The organism is Pseudomonas fluorescens (assembly GCF_041354075.1).
In the GTDB taxonomy this organism is placed as follows: Bacteria; Pseudomonadota; Gammaproteobacteria; order Pseudomonadales; family Pseudomonadaceae; genus Aquipseudomonas; species Aquipseudomonas fluorescens_CE.
In genome coordinates, this window is the sequence record NZ_JARZGC010000020.1 from 39,195 (window position 1) to 56,305 (window position 17,111).

Genomic DNA, 17,111 nt, shown 5'->3' on the forward strand with positions numbered 1-17,111 from the left:
CTCCATCGAATTCGAGAACAGGTGGCACACCCTAACCCGTACCCTTAGTTGTTAAAACAAAAATTATATTCTTTTTTGTTATATGCGGTCAGGGCGCGATGGGCAGCACGGACCTGAGCCTAGCAGTTGAATCAGCTATTGAGGCTCAGCTGTATCTGTGCGCGATGTCGGATATTTCCTAAGCTGCCGGGCTGAGCCTTGCAACAAGGCCGCCTCAACGAGATAACCATCATGAGCGACAACCGACAATGGGCCCGGGAAGCGATCCGGATCATCGAAGCCGACTTCCAGCGCAGCGCCGACACGCACCTGATTCCCTTGCCCCTGGCGGGTTTCCCGGGGATCGAGCTGTATTTCAAGGACGAGTCGAGCCACCCCACCGGCAGCCTGAAACATCGTCTGGCCCGTTCGTTGTTCCTGTATGCGCTGTGCAACGGCTGGCTCAAGCCCGGTGCGCCGGTGATCGAAGCCTCCAGCGGCTCGACGGCGATTTCCGAGGCCTACTTCGCTCGTTTGCTCGGCCTGCCGTTCATTGCAGTGATGCCGGCGACCACCTCCCGGGAGAAAATCGCGCAGATCGAGTTCTACGGCGGCAAAAGCCACCTGGTGGACGATCCGACCCAGATCTATGCCGAGTCCGAGCGCCTGGCCCGTGAGCACGACGGGCATTTTATCGACCAGTTCACCTACGCCGAACGCGCCACCGACTGGCGGGCGAACAACAACATCGCCGAATCGATCTTCCAGCAGATGCGGTTCGAGCAGCATCCCGAACCGAGCTGGCTGATCTCCAGCCCGGGTACCGGCGGCACCACCGCGACCCTCGGTCGTTACGTGCGTTATCGCCAGCACTGCACCCGCGTGCTGTGCGCCGATGCCGAGCGTTCGGTGTTTTTCGATTATTACCAGACGGGCGATGCCAGCCTGCGCCTGGATCACGGCTCGCGGATCGAAGGTATCGGACGGCCACGGGTCGAGGCGTCATTCCTGCCGAAAGTGATCGATGCGATGGTCAAGGTGCCAGACGCCTTGTCACTGGCCGCCATGCACTACCTGGCGCAACGCCTGGGGCGGCGTGTGGGTGGTTCGAGCGGGACCAACCTGATCGGCGCGCTGATGGCGGCGCAGCAGATGGCGGCTGCGGGGGCGTCGGGATCGATCGTGGCGATTCTGTGTGATGGCGGCGAGCGTTACGAGACCAGCTACTACGATCAGGCCTGGCTCAAGGCCCAAGGGTATGAATTGAGCGGGTTGATGGCTGAAGTGGCTGCCACGGTCGAACGAGGTGAGCCACTGCCGGACACAGTGCTGCGCGCCAACATCTGACACCCACACTATCAAGTGTGGGAGCGGGCTTGCTCGCGAAGGGGTTTAACACTCAACAGAGATGTTGGCTAATCTACCGCATTCGCGAGCAAGCCCGCTCCCATATTTGAATCGGGTCAGGCTTGCAGGCCGAGGATGTCCCGCGCCACAGCTTCGGCAATGCGAATGCCATCGACACCCGCCGACAGAATCCCGCCGGCATAACCTGCGCCTTCACCCGCCGGGAACAGACCCTTCACGTTCAGGCTCTGCATCGACTCATCGCGGGTGATGCGCAAAGGCGACGACGTGCGGGTTTCGATGCCCGTCAACACCGCATCATGCAACGAGTAACCACGGATCTGCTTTTCGAACGCTGGCAAGGCTTCGCGAATGGCTTCGATCGCGAACGCCGGCAAGGCCAGCGCCAGGTCACCCAGTGCAACCCCGGGTTTGTATGACGGTTCGACGCTGCCCAGTTCGGTGGACGGCTTGCCGGCGATGAAATCGCCCACCAGCTGCGCCGGTGCCTCGTAGTTGCTGCCGCCCAGGACGTAGGCGTGGGATTCCAGCCGTTCCTGCAACTCGATACCCGCCAGCGGGCCGCCCGGATAGTCGACTTCCGGGGTGATGCCGACCACGATGCCGGAGTTGGCATTGCGCTCGTTACGCGAATACTGGCTCATGCCGTTGGTCACGACGCGATTGGGCTCGGACGTCGCGGCCACCACGGTGCCCCCTGGGCACATGCAGAAGCTGTAGACCGAGCGGCCATTCTTGGCGTGGTGCACCAGCTTGTAGTCGGCAGCCCCGAGTTTCGGGTGGCCGGCGTACTTGCCCAGGCGCGCGCGGTCGATCAGCGACTGCGGGTGCTCGATGCGGAAACCCACGGAGAACGGCTTGGCTTCCATGAACACGCCACGGCCGTGGAGCATGCGGAAGGTGTCGCGGGCGCTGTGGCCGAGGGCCAGGATCACGTGTTTAGAGTGAATCTGTTCGCCGCCATGGAGTTCGACGCCGACCAGTTGGCCGTCCTCGATCATCACATCGGTGACACGCTGCTGGAAGCGGACTTCGCCGCCCAGGGCACGAATTTCTTCGCGCATGTTTTCCACCACGCCCGTCAGGCGGAACGTACCGATGTGCGGTTTGCTGACGTAGAGGATCTCTTCCGGTGCGCCGGCCTTGACGAACTCGTGCAGGACCTTGCGACCGATGAATTTCGGGTCCTTGATCTGGCTGTAGAGCTTGCCGTCGGAGAAGGTGCCTGCACCCCCCTCGCCGAACTGCACGTTGGACTCGGGGTTGAGCACGCTTTTGCGCCACAGGCCCCAGGTGTCCTTGGTGCGCTGGCGCACATCGGGGCCACGCTCGAGGATGATCGGCTTGAAGCCCATCTGTGCCAGCAACAGCCCGGCGAAAATCCCGCAGGGACCGAATCCGACCACGACCGGACGTTGTTCGAGATCGGCCGGAGCCTGGCCGACCACTTTGTAGCTGACATCCGGTGCCACGTTGACGTTACGGTCATCGGCGAACTTGTGCAGCAGTGCCGCCTCATCCCGGGCGGTGAGGTCGATGGTGTAGATGAAGCACAGTTCGGAAGATTTCTTGCGCGCATCGTAGCTGCGCTTGAACAAGGTGAAATCGAGCAGGTCATCACTGGCGATGCCCAGGCGTTGCACGATGGCGCGGCGCAGGTCTTCATCGGGATGGTCGATCGGCAACTTGAGTTCGGTGATTCGTAACATGACAGGATCCGGTTCGCGGGGCGCACAACTGCGCCAGGGCGTTTGAACCGGCGATTATAAGCCTCAAAGGACGATTCCCGTGAGGCTTAAACGATCAGTCGTTGCGCGAACCGCCGAAATACCCGCAGCCCCGTTGCACCTGGCCATCGATGCGCAATTCGGCGCTCATGTGCGCGATGTTGCCGGTGCTGCTGTCGACGCAGCGCTGCGGCGCGACCCACAATTCGATGTGCTGGTCATTGGCTTCGGTGCTGAGGTTGAAGCGCCCGTCGCCCAGTTGTTCTTCAACATAGGGAAGGGCGAGGGGCGGTTGGCCCGCGCGGTCGATGACCATGCCCTTGCCACTGACCCGAACGTTCCAGTCCGGACCGTGGCCGGCGGCGCGCAGGATCAGCAGCTTGAAGTTCGGATCGTCGCACGCGGTGCCCGAGCGCTCGACCCGGTACAGCTGCGTGAGGTCGAGTCGGCTCTCGCCGCCGCTGGTCTCGACGCGCCCACGGACATCGGCGAACAGCTTGCCCTGGTCATCGGCCAGGGTCGCGGCTTCCTGGAGGACGCTGGTGCCGCCGACATCGTTGACCACCAGGCTGCGCTGCTCATTGCACGGCTGGAACACCAGTTTGCCATCGACCGCTGTGAGTTGACCCTGCAGGCGGGTCTGCCCCACGTGAGAGGCATTTTCACGGGGGCCCTCCAGCAACTGGCAGGCGGCGAACAGCGGAAGCAGGGCAATCAGGACGAAGGAACGGGCAACACGCATCTTTGGCTCTCCAGACAAGTGCCGCCACGTTACGCAGCCTGACCGTTCATCACAAGGGCTCAGCCCACATGAAAGGTCTGACCTGTTTGCAGGCCTTCCACGCTTTTGGCGTAGGCCAGCGCCACATCGGCGGCCGGAACCGGTTTGTAGCCACGGAAGTACGGTGCATATTTGCCCATCGCTTCGAGCAGGACGGCAGGACTCACCGAGTTCACACGCAGGCCGCGCGGCAGTTCGATCGCGGCGGCTCGCACGAAGCTGTCGAGGGCGCCATTGACCAGGGCTGCGGAGGCGCCGCTGCGGATCGGATCGTGGCTGAGCACGCCGGTAGTGAAGGTGAACGAGGCGCCATCGTTGGCGAACTCGCGGCCGATCAGCAGCAGGTTGACCTGGCCCATGAGTTTGTCTTTCAGGCCCAGGGCAAAACTGTCCGAGGTCATTTCGCCCAGTGGCGCGAAGGTGACGTTGCCGGCGGCGCAGATCAGTGCATCGAATTTCCCGGTTTTTTCGAACAGTGCGCGAATCGAGGCGCTGTCGCTGATATCCACCTGCAAATCGCCGCTGTTGCGGCCGATGCGGATGATCTCGTGACGTTCCGACAGTTCTTTGTCGATGGCTGTGCCGATGGTGCCGCCGGCGCCGATCAGAAGGATTTTCATGGGATGGTCCTCGTGTGTTTGAAAGTGCCCTCAGTCTAGAGTGGTTTTTTCGGCGGATAAGCGCGCTAATAGGCAACCTTTGGTTTTCTATTGGAAACAATCCATGAGCGAGATGGATGATCTGGCGGCGTTCGCTGTGCTGATCGAAGCAGGCAGCTTCACGCTGGCGGCGCAGCAACTGGGTTGCAGCAAAGGCCAGTTGTCCAAACGCATCAGCCTGCTGGAAACGCGGTTTAGCGTGGTGCTGCTGCAGCGCACCACGCGTCGCCTGAGCCTGACGGCAGCCGGGGCGGCGCTGTTGCCCCAAGCCCAGGCGCTGGTGGTGCAGGTGGAAAGGGCGCGTCAGGCATTGGCGCGCCTCAAGGACGATATGGCGGGACCTGTGCGCATGACCGTTCCGGTGTCCCTGGGAGAAACCTTCTTCGATGGCCTGTTGCTGGAGTTTTCCCACCAGTACCCGCAGGTGCAGATCGAACTCGACCTCAGCAACGACTACCGGGATCTGTCCCGGGAGGGGTTTGACCTGGCGGTGCGATCCGAAGTGGGCAAAGACGAGCGTCTGGTGGCGCGGCCGCTGCTGGCCTGGCACGAACTGACCTGCGCCAGCCCGGCCTATCTCGCGCAACATGGCGAACCCCTGGCGCCGCAGTCTCTGGCCGAGCACCAGTGCCTGCTCAACAGCCACTACAGCGGGCGCGAGGAATGGCTCTATCACCAGCAACACGATTTGTTGCGGGTGCGGGTTTCCGGGCCGTTCGCCAGCAATCACTACAGCCTGCTGAAAAAGGCCGCACTGGCCGGCGCCGGCATTGCGCGTCTGCCGTCCTACCTGTTGCAGGCGGAATTGGCGGACGGTCGATTGCGCTGGCTGCTGCGCGACTTCCAGACCCGGCGCATGCCGATGTACCTGGTGCACCCGTACCAAGGCGGATTGCCCAGGCGTACGCAGGTGTTGGCGGATTATCTGATCGGCTGGTTCAAGCGCAGTGGGGAGGCGTTGGATCGGCTGTAGCCAGCACAACCTGAAACCTGTGGGAGCGGGCTTGCTCGCGAAAGCGTTGTATCATTCGCCGTAGATGTTGACTGTGCGGGCCTTTTCGCGAGGAAGCCCGCTCCCACATTGGGTACTTCATGGACGCATAAAAAAACGGCCCGCAGGCCGTTTTTTCGTTCAAGTGCAAAACACTCAACCGCCCAGGTACGCCTCGCGCACTTTCGGGTCGGTCAGCAGCGCTTCGCCGGTGCCTTGCATCACCACCCGGCCGTTCTCCAGCACGTAGGCGCGGTCAGCGATCTTCAGCGCCTGGTTGGCGTTCTGCTCCACCAGGAACACCGTCACGCCATCCTTGCGCAGCTGTTCGATGATGTCGAAGATCTGCTGGATGATGATCGGGGCCAGGCCCAGCGAAGGCTCGTCGAGCAGCAACAGCTTGGGTTTGCTCATCAGCGCGCGGCCGATGGCAAGCATTTGCTGTTCGCCGCCGGACATGGTGCCGCCGCGCTGGTTGAAGCGTTCTTTCAGCCGTGGGAAAAGCTCCAGGACCTTGTCCATCTGTTCCTGGTAATCGCCCTTTTCGGTGAAGAAACCGCCCATCGAGAGGTTTTCTTCCACGGTCAGGCGGGCAAACACCCGACGACCTTCCGGGACCACGGCGATGCTCTTGCGCATGATCTGCGACGAACTCTGGCCGACGAGCTCTTCACCCAGGTAGCGGATGCTGCCGCTGTGGGCTTGCGGCGAACCGCAGAGGGTCATCAGCAGGGTCGACTTGCCGGCGCCGTTGGCACCGATCAAGGTCACGATCTCGCCCTGACGGACTTCGACGTTGACGCTGTGCAGGGCCTGGATCTTGCCGTAGAAGGTGGAAACGTTTTCGAACTGCAGCATTTACGCTTCCCCCAGGTAGGCTTTGATCACTTCAGGATTGTCGCGAATCTGTTCCGGCGTGCCATCGGCCAGGGGGGTGCCCTGGTTGATCACGACGATGTGGTCGGAAATGCTCATGACCAGCTTCATGTCGTGCTCGATCAGCAGCACGGTCACGTCGTGTTCTTCACGCAACACGCTGATCAGCGCCTTCAGGTCTTCGGTTTCCTTGGGGTTCAGGCCGGCGGCCGGTTCGTCGAGCATGAGGATCCGCGGGCGGGTCATCATGCAGCGAGCAATTTCCAGGCGGCGTTGCTGGCCGTAGGCCAGGGTGCCGGCCGGACGGTTGGCGAACTCCGTGAGGTTGACCTTGTCGAGCCAGTACGCGGCGAATTCCATCGCCTCGCGCTCGCTCTTGCGGAACCCCGGGGTCTTGAACAGCCCGGACAGGAAGTTGGTGTTCAGGTGACGGTGTTGCGCGATCAACAGGTTCTCGACCGCCGTCATGTCCTTGAACAAACGCACGTTCTGGAAGGTCCGCACCACGCCCTTGAGGGCGATCTTGTGGCCGGGCAGGCCCTGGATCGGCTCGCCGTCCAGCAGGATGCTGCCGCCGCTCGGCTTGTAGAAACCGGTCAGGCAGTTGAACACCGTGGTCTTGCCGGCACCGTTGGGGCCGATCAGGGCAACCACTTGTTTCTCTTTCACGGTCAGGGCCACGCCGTTGACCGCGAGCAGGCCGCCGAAGCGCATGCTCAGATTTTCGACTTTAAGGATCTCGCGGCTCATTTGCGCAGCTCCATGTGAGGACGTTGCATGGGCAGCAGGCCTTGAGGTCGCCAGATCATCATCAGCACCATCAAGGCGCCGAACATCAACATGCGGTACTCACTGAACTCACGCATCATTTCCGGCAGCAGGATCATCACCACGGCCGCCAGGATCACGCCCAACTGCGAGCCCATGCCACCCAGCACGACGATGGCGAGGATGATCGCCGACTCGATGAAGGTGAACGACTCCGGTGTCACCAGGCCCTGACGGGCGGCGAAGAAGCTGCCGGCGAAACCGGCGAAGCTGGCACCGAGGGTGAAGGCCGAGAGCTTGATCACCGTAGGATTGAGACCCAGCGCACGGCAGGCGATTTCATCTTCACGCAGCGCTTCCCAGGCACGGCCGATCGGCATGCGCAGCAGGCGGTTGATGATGAACAGCGCGGCCAGGGCCAGCAACAGCGCAACCAGGTAGAGGAAAATCACCTTGTTGATCGAGTTGTATTCCAGGCCGAAATATTCGTGGAAGGTCTGCATGCCTTCGGCGGCTTTACGCTCGAAGGTCAGGCCGAAGAACGTCGGCTTCTCGATGTTGCTGATGCCGTTCGGGCCCCCGGTGATGTCGGTCAGGTTGCGCAGGAACAGACGGATGATTTCACCGAAGCCCAGGGTCACGATCGCCAGGTAGTCACCGCGCAGACGCAGCACCGGGAAGCCCAGCAGGAAGCCGAAGGTGGCCGCCATCAGGCCGGCGATCGGCAGGCAGACCCAGAAGCTCAGGCCCAGGTAATGCGAGAGCAGGGCATAGCTGTAGGCGCCGACGGCGTAGAAGCCGACGTAGCCGAGGTCGAGCAGGCCGGCCAGGCCGACCACGATGTTCAGGCCCAGGCCCAGCATCACGTAGATCAGCACCAGGGTGGCGATGTCCACCGCGCCGCGGGAGCCGAAGAACGGCCAGATCAGGGCGCCGACGATCAACGCAATGATGATCCAGCGTTGAGTGCCCGGCAGGGTCAGGAAGTTGCTGGTCTTGGCCGGGATCAACGGCATGCGTGGCGAGGCGCGCCAGGCCGAGCTGATCTGCTGATCGAACAGCACCCGCAGGAACATCAGCACCGAGCACACGGCGATGATGGTCAGCGTGGTGGTGCTGGTGCCGTGAACTTCGAGCCTGATACCGACGATGGACAGTTTCAGGCCCAGTACCGGGTAGGCAACCGCCCACACCAGCAAGGCGCTGAACAACGCCTGTTTAAGATTCCTAGTCATACTTTCTCAACCTCCGGACGACCCAGCAGGCCGGTTGGCCGGAACAACAACACCAGGACCAATAGACCGAACGCCACGACGTCCTTGTACTGGTCGCCGAAGATATCGGCACCGAAGGCTTCCGCCACGCCGAGCACCAGCCCGCCGAGCATGGCGCCGGGGATGCTGCCGATTCCGCCCAGTACGGCGGCGGTGAAGGCCTTGAGGCCGACCAGGAAACCGGCGTTCGGGTTGATCACGCCATATTGCATGCTCAGCAGCACGGCCGCGATGGCCGCCAGGGCGGCGCCGATGACGAAGGTCAGGGCGATGATGTTGTTGGTGTTGATGCCCAGCAGGTTGGCCATCTTGATGTCTTCGGCGCAGGCGCGGCAGGCGCGGCCCAGGCGAGAGCGGGAGATGAACAGCGTCAGGCCGAGCATGGCGATCAGCGTCACCACGAACACCACGATTTGCATGTAGGAAATCAGCACTTCATGTGCGCCACCTGGCCCAAAGGCAAAGTTGCCCGGAATCAGGTTGGGAATGGATTTGTCCTTGGAGTCCTGCGCCAGCAGAACGGTGTTCTGCAGGAAGATCGACATGCCGATGGCGGAAATCAGCGGGATCAGACGGTTGCTGCCGCGCAAGGGGCGGTAGGCGATCCGTTCGATGCTGTAGCCGTAGGCACTGGTCACGACAATGGTCGCGAGGAAAGCGGCGGTCATCAACAGCGGCACACTGTCGAGTCCCATCATGGCCAGCCCGGCGATGGCGATGAACGCCACGTAGGAACCGATCATGTACACCTCGCCGTGGGCGAAGTTGATCATTCCAATGATGCCGTAAACCATCGTATAGCCGATGGCGATCAGGGCATACGTGCTGCCAATGGTCATGCCATTAACCAGCTGTTGGAAAAAGTGATAGATGTCAGGCATTACAGCGCTCCTAAAAACCTGATACGCATTTCACTGGTGGAGTCATTTTCCCGCCCGGGCCCCGTGGATCTGCATCCACTTCGAATCCGGGTTTTGCCAGCGAACCGCTGATGACGGTTTTGAGATTTTCAGGTGGGGAGACTGGCGGATCACGCCAGCACGGCCCAGGTACATTCGTAAAACAAAGCCCACGGCACGCCGTGGGCTTTGTGGGCAGTCAGTCAGGCAAAGCCTTACTGAGGCGAAGCTTCGGTTTTAGGTTTGCCGAAGTGCCACTCGTAAACCACGAATTTGAAGTCTTTCAGGTCGCCCTTGGCGTCGAAGCTCAGGTCGCCGGTCGGGGTCTTGAAAGTGCCTGCGTGGATGGCGGCAGCCACCTTGGCAGTGTCTTCGCTCTTGGCGGCGGTGATGGCATCAGCGATCACGGTCACAGCCGAGTACGACGGGAATACGAACGGACCGCTCGGGTCTTCTTTCTTCGCTTTGAAGGCGTCAGCCAGTGCAACGTTGGCCGGATCCTGGTCGAACGACTTCGGCAAGGTCACCAGCAGGCCTTCGGAAGCACCCTGGGCGATTTGCGAGATGGAGTCGTTACCCACGCCTTCCGGACCCATGAACTTGGCTTTCAGGCCTTTTTCCTGAGCCTGGCGCAGGATCAGGCCCAGCTCCGGGTGGTAGCCGCCGTAGTAGACGAAGTCGACGTTGGCTTGCTTGAGCTTGGCGATGATCGAGGAGAAGTCCTTGTCGCCGGCGTTGATGCCTTCGAACACGGCAACCTTGACGTTCTTGCCTTCCAGGGTTTTCTTCACGGCCGAGGCGATGCCTTCGCCGTATTGCTGTTTGTCGTGGAGCACAGCAACGATTTTCGGTTTCACGTGATCGGCAATGTAGTTACCGGCGGCAGGGCCCTGGGCGCTGTCCAGGCCAATGGTGCGGAACACCATTTTGTAACCACGGTTGGTGATGTCCGGGCTGGTGGCAGCCGGGGTGATCATGATCACGCCTTCGTCTTCGTAGATGTCCGAAGCCGGTTGAGTGGAGCTGGAGCACAGGTGACCGACCACGAACTTGACGCCGTCGTTGACGACCTTGTTCGCTACCGCCACGGCTTGTTTTGGATCACAGGCGTCGTCGTATTCAACAGCTTCGAGTTTCTTGCCGTCGACGCCGCCCTTGGCGTTGATCTGCTCGATGGCCATTTTGGCGCCACTGAACTGCATGTCGCCGTATTGGGCTACAGCACCGGTTTTAGGGCCGGCGATACCGATCTTGATGGTGTCAGCTGCGAACGAATGGCTGGCAACCCCGGCCAGAACCATAGCGGCAAACAGTTTGGAAATCTGCTTAGTAGCCTTTGTCATAGTGCTCCACTCTTTACTGTTGTAGTTTTTATAGTCCTGGCGCCGAAGCAGCAGAACCGGGTCAGATATCGCGACATCCCCCGGAAAATACCCTCGGCAACTGTACCGGTACAGTGTAGAGCGCCGATTGTCAGCCTGGGAAGCTGGCGCCGGGGGGCAAAATCAGGGGGTGTCGCTTTTATGAAAGAAAAAGACAGAATTGCGGCGGGGTTCCAGCTGAACAATCCAGCAATCCTTGGCGCTCCTGCAGTTTTCAATCGGTGACGCATTTGCTTCCGGGTTTTTCTGACGGACCACCGACGTTATCATCCGCGTCGATTTCTTTTCCGGACAGGACCCATGACTGAAGAACCTAGCACCCTCTATGCCAAGCTGCTTGGTGAAACCGCATCTATTTCGTGGAAAGAGCTTGAGCCCTTCTTCGCCAAGGGTGCCCTATTGTGGGTCGATCCGGGGCTGGATTTGATCGCGGCGGCGGAGGCCGTGGCGAAGGACGAGGGCGAGAAAGTGGCTGCCTGGCTGGCCGCCGATGAGGTCGCGAAACTGTCTGAAACGCGGGCGCTGGATCTTTTTGAACGCGATCCCGAGCTTTGGGCCGTGGTCGTTTCGCCCTGGATCCTGATCCAGGAAAGGGCGACGAACTGAACCTTGGCACCGTATTGGTGCGTCATCTTCGCGGCGGAAAGTGTGTAGCCGAGTAGCGTGATGGCATGTTGCCGTAGAGAAAGACCCCAGCTTCACGGTGACGTAAACGTAACGGGCACAGTTGGGGGCGCTGGTTGAGGCGGGTTTAATTGTTTCCAGATGTGGATTTGCGCTGGATTCAAGGCCAATCGCGAGCAGGCTCGCTCCCACAGGTGGACGGTGGGCCCCTGTGGGAGCGAGCCTGCTCGCGATCGATTCGCCTCGGTCTGTATCAGACCGAGTAAGTCTTGCCCGTGTGGTTGTTCAGGGAAATGACCTTGGTCTTGCCGATACGGTGACGGTAGATCTCGCGCAGGTACTTGATCGCCTTCTTCACGCAATCGCGTGACAGGCGAATGTCGTTGATCGAGACGAACTTCTCCTTGTCGTTGATCAGTTCACGGTACTTCTTCTCGTACATCGGCTTGATCGCATACCAGTTGGTATCGAGGATTTTCGCCGGGTTCTCGAACTCGTTGAGCAAGTCGTCGATCAACTCTTCGTTGAATTCCTCCTGGATGATGAAGTCCAGGATCGAGTTGTCCAGCGTTTCGTCGAAGCGGTACGGGTTCCGCGCGAAGCAGCGCTTGATGAAGGCGACGATCAGCGTCAGGAAGTCATCCGACAGGCACGGGCTCTTGGCGATCAACGTGGTCAGCGACAGGTTGGCCGAGGCGCCGATCACCAGCGCATAGCGCTTGAGCGTGGTGTTCGGGAACAGGCTGTTGAGGTGAGTCTTCAGGCGGTTCAGGTCCATGTAGGACAGTTTGTAGTCTTTCGGCAGCGAGACGATCGACACCACCGACGAGCAGTTCTTGAAGAAGTGCAGGTCGTGCAGCGCGGCCGCGTCGTAGCCGGAATTCTTGTACTGCTCCAGCGAAGCGCGATAGCGCTTGGATTCGATCGGCAGCAGGCTGATGCCTTCGATGGCCTGGGTCACCTTGTTGAAGTGCGGCAGGTCGATGGAGCGGAAGAACAGGTCATCGATGTTCAGGCGCTGCGGCTCTTTTTCGAACACCTTGAACTTGTCGCTGCTCGGTGGCGGTGTTTCCGGCACCACGGATTCGGCGTAGGCAATCGCCACCGGACCGGCCAGGCTCATGAACAGGTCGTTGGCGTCCAGACGAATGGTTTCGCCGATGTCGATGCCGGCGCGGCGGAAGTAGTTCTGGTCGTAGTCGGTGGTCACCGCCTGCGCCGTCAGGATGTTGAAGATCTGCTGCGAGATGTACTGGTTGGCGTGCTTCTCCATCGCGTTGACGTCGATATTCTGAATGTTGCCATCATCGTTTTCTTCGGCGTAGCGCATGATGTCGTTGGAGATCAGCATCATCGCGTTCCATGGACGGATACGGCCCATGACGCTGGCTTCGCTGCTGTCTTCGTTGGCGAAGTTGTAGGAGAAGTCCCACTCTTCCGACAGGTATTTACACAGCAGGCGACCAGCGTTGATGTGCAGGGCTTCGGACATTTCACTGCGGTGGTCGGAAATGTTCGGCAGCACGCAGATGCCGCTGGTGAAAATCGGTTCGAACACAAACGAATGACCGCTCTTGCCGTCGTGTTCGTCCATGGGCTTGGTGTCGAACGTCTTGTTCATGTACGAGTGCTGCTGCGCCAGGCCGAATTCCGAGGCCATGCCCGAACCGGTACCGCCACCGGCACTGAAGATCGAGAAATACAGGCGCGACTGGTTGGCCTTGATCCCGCAGCTGTCGATCAGGTACGAGTGGATCATCTTCCAGTCGGGGCTGGAGAAACGCTGGGTGTCCTTGTTCAGGATGATCTTGGCCAGGTACTGGCCGAGGATCGGCGCGTTACCGGCGCCACCGGCGTGGACTTCCGACAGGTCCATGATTTTCATTTTGCTGTAGTCGCGCAGGAAACCGCTCTTTTCGCCCTTGCGCGAGAAGCGGATGCGGCCGGCGATGTCCTTGTCGAGGTCGCCGAGCATGACCAGCGGCTCGACCAGGAACACCGGCTTGGTGGCCTTGTTCGGGATCAGGCGCAGGCTGGAACGGATCCACTGTGCCGGGCTGTAGCCTTTGTCGGCGAGCCGTTTATCCGACGACACGCGATCTTCGTTGTTGAATTCGTTGAGGTAGAACTTGCGGGCGTTGTACACCAGCTCCGCGACATCCAGCGCGATATTCGAACCGCAGCGACCGAGGCCGATCAGGCACACCGACGGGAATTCCTGGGCGCTGTACTGTTCGCTGTCGCCTTCCAGGTGTGGTGGGCGCGGGAACACCAGGTCGCGCAGGCCGTCGAGGTTGTCGAGGATGCGGTCAGTGTTGGTCTCGGTGAAATACAGGTATTGCTGGCTCGCCAGCGGGCGCGACGGCGTCAATGGCTTCGACGGAACAGGGCTGTTCGCTGCCGGGCTGGGCGTCAGATCGGAAATGGCGGGTGCCGGGTTGTTTTTGGAAGTCATTGTGCGCCATGTACCTGGGCTGGTCGGTTGGGCGGCGGGGATCGCCGGACCGTCACGGTTGGGTTCTCGCGTCTTCGTTCGGCGCGTAATGGGCCCAAGCATTCAGGGGGTTGGCCTGAGCATCGCTCGGGGGAATCCTTTCCTAGTCATGATGGATCGGCCAATATTCGGCGATCTTTAATCGAAAAGAAGGCTAAATGATGTCAACCCTACCATCGTTGGGTTTTGCCGGGATCGGCCTGATGGGACTGCCAATGTGTCGACGCCTGCTGGCTGCGGGCTATCCGCTGACCGTCTGGAACCGCAACCCGGCCAAGTGTATCCCGCTGGTTGAAGCGGGCGCGCGGCACGTTGCCACACCGGCCGAGCTGTGCCAGCACGCCGATGTGGTGATGTTGTGCCTGGCCGACACGGTCGGGGTCCGCGAAGTGGTGTTTGGGCCAGACGGCATCGCCGAAGGTGGGAAAAGTGGTCAGTTGCTGGTGGATTTTTCCAGCCTGGAGCCCACCGCGACCCGGGAAATGTCGGCCCGCTTGGCCCGTCAGGCCGGCATGGGCTGGCTGGACGCTCCGGTGTCAGGCGGTGTGGTCGGCGCCGAGGCCGGCAGCCTGGCCATCATGGTTGGCGGTACGGCGGCGGACCTTGAGCGAGTCAGGCCGGTGCTGCTCGATCTCGGTCAGCGAGTCACCCACATGGGCGCGGTCGGGGCGGGGCAGGTGACCAAGGCCTGCAATCAGATGATCGTTGCCTGTAACGTGCTGGTCATCGCCGAGGTGGTGGCGCTGGCCGAGCGCTCGGGCGTTCAGGCAGGTCTGATCGCCGAGGCGCTGGCCGGCGGATTTGCCGACTCGAAGCCGTTGCAGATCCTGGCCCCGCAGATGGCCGACAGCCGTTTCGAACCGGTGAAGTGGCACGTGCGCACCTTGCTCAAGGACCTCGACACGGCGGTGCAATTTTCCCGTGAGCAAGGTTCGGCCACGCCCATCAGCGGATTGGCCGCACAACTGATGCGCCTGCATGGGAGCCAGGGCTTTTTGGAAAAGGATCCGTCGACGTTGGTGCAGTTGTACCGTGAGCCAGGGTCAGGGAGCTGAACGCATAGGTGTGCTGGCGCTGCTGGATGTCGTCGAGCACCGTGCGCAGCTCCGCCAGTGGTACCGGGCGGCTGAGCAGGTAACCCTGCACCAGGTCGCAGCCGTTGCGCTCCAGAAATGCATATTGCTCGGGGGTTTCCACGCCTTCGGTGACCACCTGCAGGTGCAGCGTATGGGCCATGACGATGATCGCCTGGACGATCTCCATGTCCTGGCTGGCCTTGGGAATGTCCTGGATGAACGAGCGATCGATCTTCAGCGTGTTCAGCGGCAAGCGCCTCAGGTAGGCCAGGGACGAATAACCGGTGCCGAAATCGTCGATCGACAGCGAAACGCCGAGGGCGCGGATCTGGCGCAACAGCACCAGTGATTCGGCGATGTTGCCCATCAGCGCGTCCTCGGTGACCTCCAGCTCCAGACGCTGCGGGGCGACCCCGGTCGCACGCAGCGCGTGTTCGATGTCGTCGGCCAGGTCTGCACGCGCCAGATTCAGCGGTGAGCAGTTGACCGCGATATGCAGCGTTTCTGCGCCCTGGCGCGACAGCTCGGCGAGGTCTTCGCAGGCTTTGCGCAGGACCCATTGATCCAGCTCGGCGATCAGGCCGTTGGCTTCGGCGATGGCAATGAAGCGATCGGGTGTCAGCAGGCCGTGGATGGGATGTTGCCAGCGCACGAGCGCTTCGAGCTTGGTGACCTGGTGGCTTTTCAGGTCATAGATCGGTTGGTAGTGCAGCACCAGTCCGGTGTTCTCGCGCAGGGCATGGCGCAGTTCTTCTTCAATTTGCAAGTCCAGGGAGGCCCGGGTTTTGAGGCTGGGGTTGAAGAAGTTCAGCCCGTTACGCCCGCCGCCCTTGGATTGATAGAGCGCCAGGTCGGCGTGTTTCAACAGTTCTTCACAGGTGGTGCCGTCCTCGGGGAACAGGCTGATACCGATGCTGGTGGTCATGACCATGCGGCGCCCGGCCAACTCGATCGGCTCCTTCATTTTCAGCATGATGCGCTGGGCCATGAGCCGTGCTTCCTCGCGATCGCGCAGGCTGATGAGCAGGCAGAACTCATCGCCGCCAAAGCGCGCCACCACGTCTTCCTGGCCGCGTACCGAGCCCTTGATGTGCCGGGCCACGACCATCAGCAATTCATCGCCGGCGTCATGCCCGAGGCTGTCGTTGATGCGTTTGAAATGGTCCAGGTCCAGGAACATCACGGCGAGCATGCCGCCTTCGCTGGTCTTCTGCAGCAGCTTCTCGGCGAACACCTGGTTGAAGCCTCGGCGATTGATCAGGCCGGTCAGGGCATCGTAATTCGCCGCGTGTTGCAATGACAGGCGCGCCTCGTCGAGCTGACCGAGCAGCAGGTTGACCCGTTGCAGGTCGCGTTCCTTGTGCTGCAGTTTCTTGTCCGCCAGCGCGGCACTGATGCCGCTGCCGATGATCAGCAATGTAATCACCGCCACCGTGAGGGCCAGTTGGTGGTGGCTGCTTTCCCCGGGCAGTAGCAGCGTGCCGCCAGTGGGGAGCACCAGGGTAAACGCTGCCATGCCGGTGAAATGCATGCTGATGATGCCCGCGCCCAGTACCAGGCTGGCGCTGAGTTTGATCAACTGATGCAGCCGGCCCGAGCCGTCACGCAGGCGACTGGAAAGCAGCAGCGCCGCGAAGCTGGCGCCGATGGCAATCGCGATGGAGAGACCGAACAGGACAGGCTGGTAATAGGCGGTCGCGTCCGAGCGCATGGCCGACATGCCGACGTAGTGCATGGCGGCGACACCCAGACCGATGCAGACCGACGCCTGGACGTATTGACGGATCGTCAGGCGTGGACGGCTGAGGGTATGCATCGCCAGCCACGAGGCGAGCAGGGCGATCAACAACGAGGCCAGGGTGATGGGCAACTCGTAGTGGATCTGCACCGGTGCCTGAAATGCCAGCATGGCGATGAAGTGCATGGCCCAGATGCCCCCCGCCAGGCACGCGGCGCCGACCCAGCGCCACAGTCTTTGGGAGGAAGGTTTTTCCGAGTGTCCTATGCGCTCGGCGATGTCCAGCGTGGCAAAGCCGCCCACGCAGGCGACGATGTACGCCAGCACCACCAGAAAGGGGTCATGGGTGCAGTTGAGAATGACCCTGCCGTCAAATGGCAGCCCCGCGACAAAGTGCAACCCAAGCCATTCCATAGCATGCCCCAATTCGTTCCCTGGCCGGCACGAGGACACCGGCGAACTTCAGGGAGTATAG

Annotated in this window: 14 protein-coding genes; 4 read left to right on the forward strand and 10 right to left on the reverse strand. The window is 61.1% G+C overall.

What is annotated here, in order from left to right:
* Positions 1–228: 228 nt before the first annotated feature.
* On the forward strand, positions 229–1,326 hold the full coding sequence (locus tag QIW53_RS21455) for a PLP-dependent cysteine synthase family protein (protein ID WP_371051668.1): 1,098 nt from the start codon (positions 229–231) through the stop codon (positions 1,324–1,326).
* A 116-nt stretch (positions 1,327–1,442) separates the two neighbouring features.
* On the opposite strand, the gene QIW53_RS21460 is transcribed toward QIW53_RS21455, so the two are convergent.
* From QIW53_RS21460 to QIW53_RS21470, 3 genes are all read right to left on the reverse strand, one after another.
* Positions 1,443–3,056, reverse strand: coding sequence for an NAD(P)/FAD-dependent oxidoreductase (locus tag QIW53_RS21460; protein ID WP_371051606.1), 1,614 nt, complete (start codon positions 3,054–3,056; stop codon positions 1,443–1,445).
* 94 nt (positions 3,057–3,150) lie between these two features.
* Positions 3,151–3,816, reverse strand: a complete 666-nt coding sequence (locus QIW53_RS21465) for a COG3650 family protein (protein WP_371051607.1) — start codon at positions 3,814–3,816, stop codon at positions 3,151–3,153.
* A gap of 59 nt (positions 3,817–3,875) precedes the next feature.
* Complete coding sequence (locus QIW53_RS21470; RefSeq protein WP_371051608.1) at positions 3,876–4,475, reverse strand: short chain dehydrogenase; 600 nt, start codon at positions 4,473–4,475, stop codon at positions 3,876–3,878.
* Between the two features lie 103 nt (positions 4,476–4,578).
* Between QIW53_RS21470 and QIW53_RS21475 the strand changes: the two genes are divergently transcribed.
* A complete protein-coding gene (locus tag QIW53_RS21475) occupies positions 4,579–5,487 on the forward strand; it encodes a LysR family transcriptional regulator (RefSeq protein ID WP_371051609.1) in 909 nt (302 codons plus the stop codon).
* A gap of 174 nt (positions 5,488–5,661) precedes the next feature.
* Here QIW53_RS21475 and QIW53_RS21480 read toward each other — a convergent pair whose 3' ends face one another.
* The 5 genes from QIW53_RS21480 to QIW53_RS21500 form a co-directional block, all read right to left on the reverse strand.
* On the reverse strand, positions 5,662–6,363 hold the full coding sequence (locus tag QIW53_RS21480) for an ABC transporter ATP-binding protein (protein ID WP_371051610.1): 702 nt from the start codon (positions 6,361–6,363) through the stop codon (positions 5,662–5,664).
* Positions 6,364–7,131 carry a high-affinity branched-chain amino acid ABC transporter ATP-binding protein LivG gene (gene livG / locus QIW53_RS21485; RefSeq protein WP_371051611.1) on the reverse strand — a complete coding sequence of 256 codons (768 nt, stop codon included), beginning with the start codon at positions 7,129–7,131 and terminating at the stop codon, positions 6,364–6,366.
* A complete protein-coding gene (locus tag QIW53_RS21490) occupies positions 7,128–8,384 on the reverse strand; it encodes a high-affinity branched-chain amino acid ABC transporter permease LivM (protein ID WP_371051612.1) in 1,257 nt (418 codons plus the stop codon). The genes livG and QIW53_RS21490 overlap by 4 nt, the downstream gene beginning before the upstream one ends.
* Positions 8,381–9,304 (reverse strand): high-affinity branched-chain amino acid ABC transporter permease LivH, encoded by a 924-nt coding sequence (gene livH / locus QIW53_RS21495; RefSeq protein ID WP_192302417.1) that lies wholly within the window; start codon positions 9,302–9,304, stop codon positions 8,381–8,383. The genes QIW53_RS21490 and livH overlap by 4 nt, the downstream gene beginning before the upstream one ends.
* Before the next feature lie 233 nt (positions 9,305–9,537).
* Entirely contained in the window at positions 9,538–10,665 is a 1,128-nt protein-coding gene (locus QIW53_RS21500; protein ID WP_371051613.1) for a branched-chain amino acid ABC transporter substrate-binding protein, read from the reverse strand.
* Between the two features lie 339 nt (positions 10,666–11,004).
* Between QIW53_RS21500 and QIW53_RS21505 the strand changes: the two genes are divergently transcribed.
* Entirely contained in the window at positions 11,005–11,310 is a 306-nt protein-coding gene (locus QIW53_RS21505; RefSeq protein WP_371051614.1) for a DUF2288 domain-containing protein, read from the forward strand.
* A 271-nt stretch (positions 11,311–11,581) separates the two neighbouring features.
* Here QIW53_RS21505 and QIW53_RS21510 read toward each other — a convergent pair whose 3' ends face one another.
* Positions 11,582–13,783 carry a hypothetical protein gene (locus tag QIW53_RS21510; RefSeq protein WP_371051615.1) on the reverse strand — a complete coding sequence of 734 codons (2,202 nt, stop codon included), beginning with the start codon at positions 13,781–13,783 and terminating at the stop codon, positions 11,582–11,584.
* A gap of 197 nt (positions 13,784–13,980) precedes the next feature.
* Here QIW53_RS21510 and QIW53_RS21515 point away from each other — a divergent pair, with 197 nt between their 5' ends.
* Complete coding sequence (locus QIW53_RS21515) at positions 13,981–14,877, forward strand: NAD(P)-dependent oxidoreductase (RefSeq protein WP_371051616.1); 897 nt, start codon at positions 13,981–13,983, stop codon at positions 14,875–14,877.
* Here the strand turns inward: QIW53_RS21515 and QIW53_RS21520 are convergent.
* A complete protein-coding gene (locus QIW53_RS21520; RefSeq protein ID WP_371051617.1) occupies positions 14,768–17,050 on the reverse strand; it encodes a putative bifunctional diguanylate cyclase/phosphodiesterase in 2,283 nt (760 codons plus the stop codon). The two genes, QIW53_RS21515 and QIW53_RS21520, sit on opposite strands and share 110 nt — an antisense overlap.
* Positions 17,051–17,111 lie beyond the last annotated feature (61 nt).

Coding starts and splice junctions, on each gene's coding strand:
- livG (WP_371051611.1), bottom strand. CDS start 7,131: ATGAGCCGCGAGATCCTTAAAGTCGAAAATCTGAGCATGCGCTTCGGC.
- QIW53_RS21500 (WP_371051613.1), bottom strand. CDS start 10,665: ATGACAAAGGCTACTAAGCAGATTTCCAAACTGTTTGCCGCTATGGTT.
- QIW53_RS21515 (WP_371051616.1), top strand. CDS start 13,981: ATGATGTCAACCCTACCATCGTTGGGTTTTGCCGGGATCGGCCTGATG.
- QIW53_RS21460 (WP_371051606.1), bottom strand. CDS start 3,056: ATGTTACGAATCACCGAACTCAAGTTGCCGATCGACCATCCCGATGAA.
- QIW53_RS21505 (WP_371051614.1), top strand. CDS start 11,005: ATGACTGAAGAACCTAGCACCCTCTATGCCAAGCTGCTTGGTGAAACC.
- QIW53_RS21520 (WP_371051617.1), bottom strand. CDS start 17,050: ATGGAATGGCTTGGGTTGCACTTTGTCGCGGGGCTGCCATTTGACGGC.
- QIW53_RS21490 (WP_371051612.1), bottom strand. CDS start 8,384: ATGACTAGGAATCTTAAACAGGCGTTGTTCAGCGCCTTGCTGGTGTGG.
- livH (WP_192302417.1), bottom strand. CDS start 9,304: ATGCCTGACATCTATCACTTTTTCCAACAGCTGGTTAATGGCATGACC.
- QIW53_RS21510 (WP_371051615.1), bottom strand. CDS start 13,783: ATGACTTCCAAAAACAACCCGGCACCCGCCATTTCCGATCTGACGCCC.
- QIW53_RS21465 (WP_371051607.1), bottom strand. CDS start 3,816: ATGCGTGTTGCCCGTTCCTTCGTCCTGATTGCCCTGCTTCCGCTGTTC.
- QIW53_RS21470 (WP_371051608.1), bottom strand. CDS start 4,475: ATGAAAATCCTTCTGATCGGCGCCGGCGGCACCATCGGCACAGCCATC.
- QIW53_RS21480 (WP_371051610.1), bottom strand. CDS start 6,363: ATGCTGCAGTTCGAAAACGTTTCCACCTTCTACGGCAAGATCCAGGCC.
- QIW53_RS21475 (WP_371051609.1), top strand. CDS start 4,579: ATGAGCGAGATGGATGATCTGGCGGCGTTCGCTGTGCTGATCGAAGCA.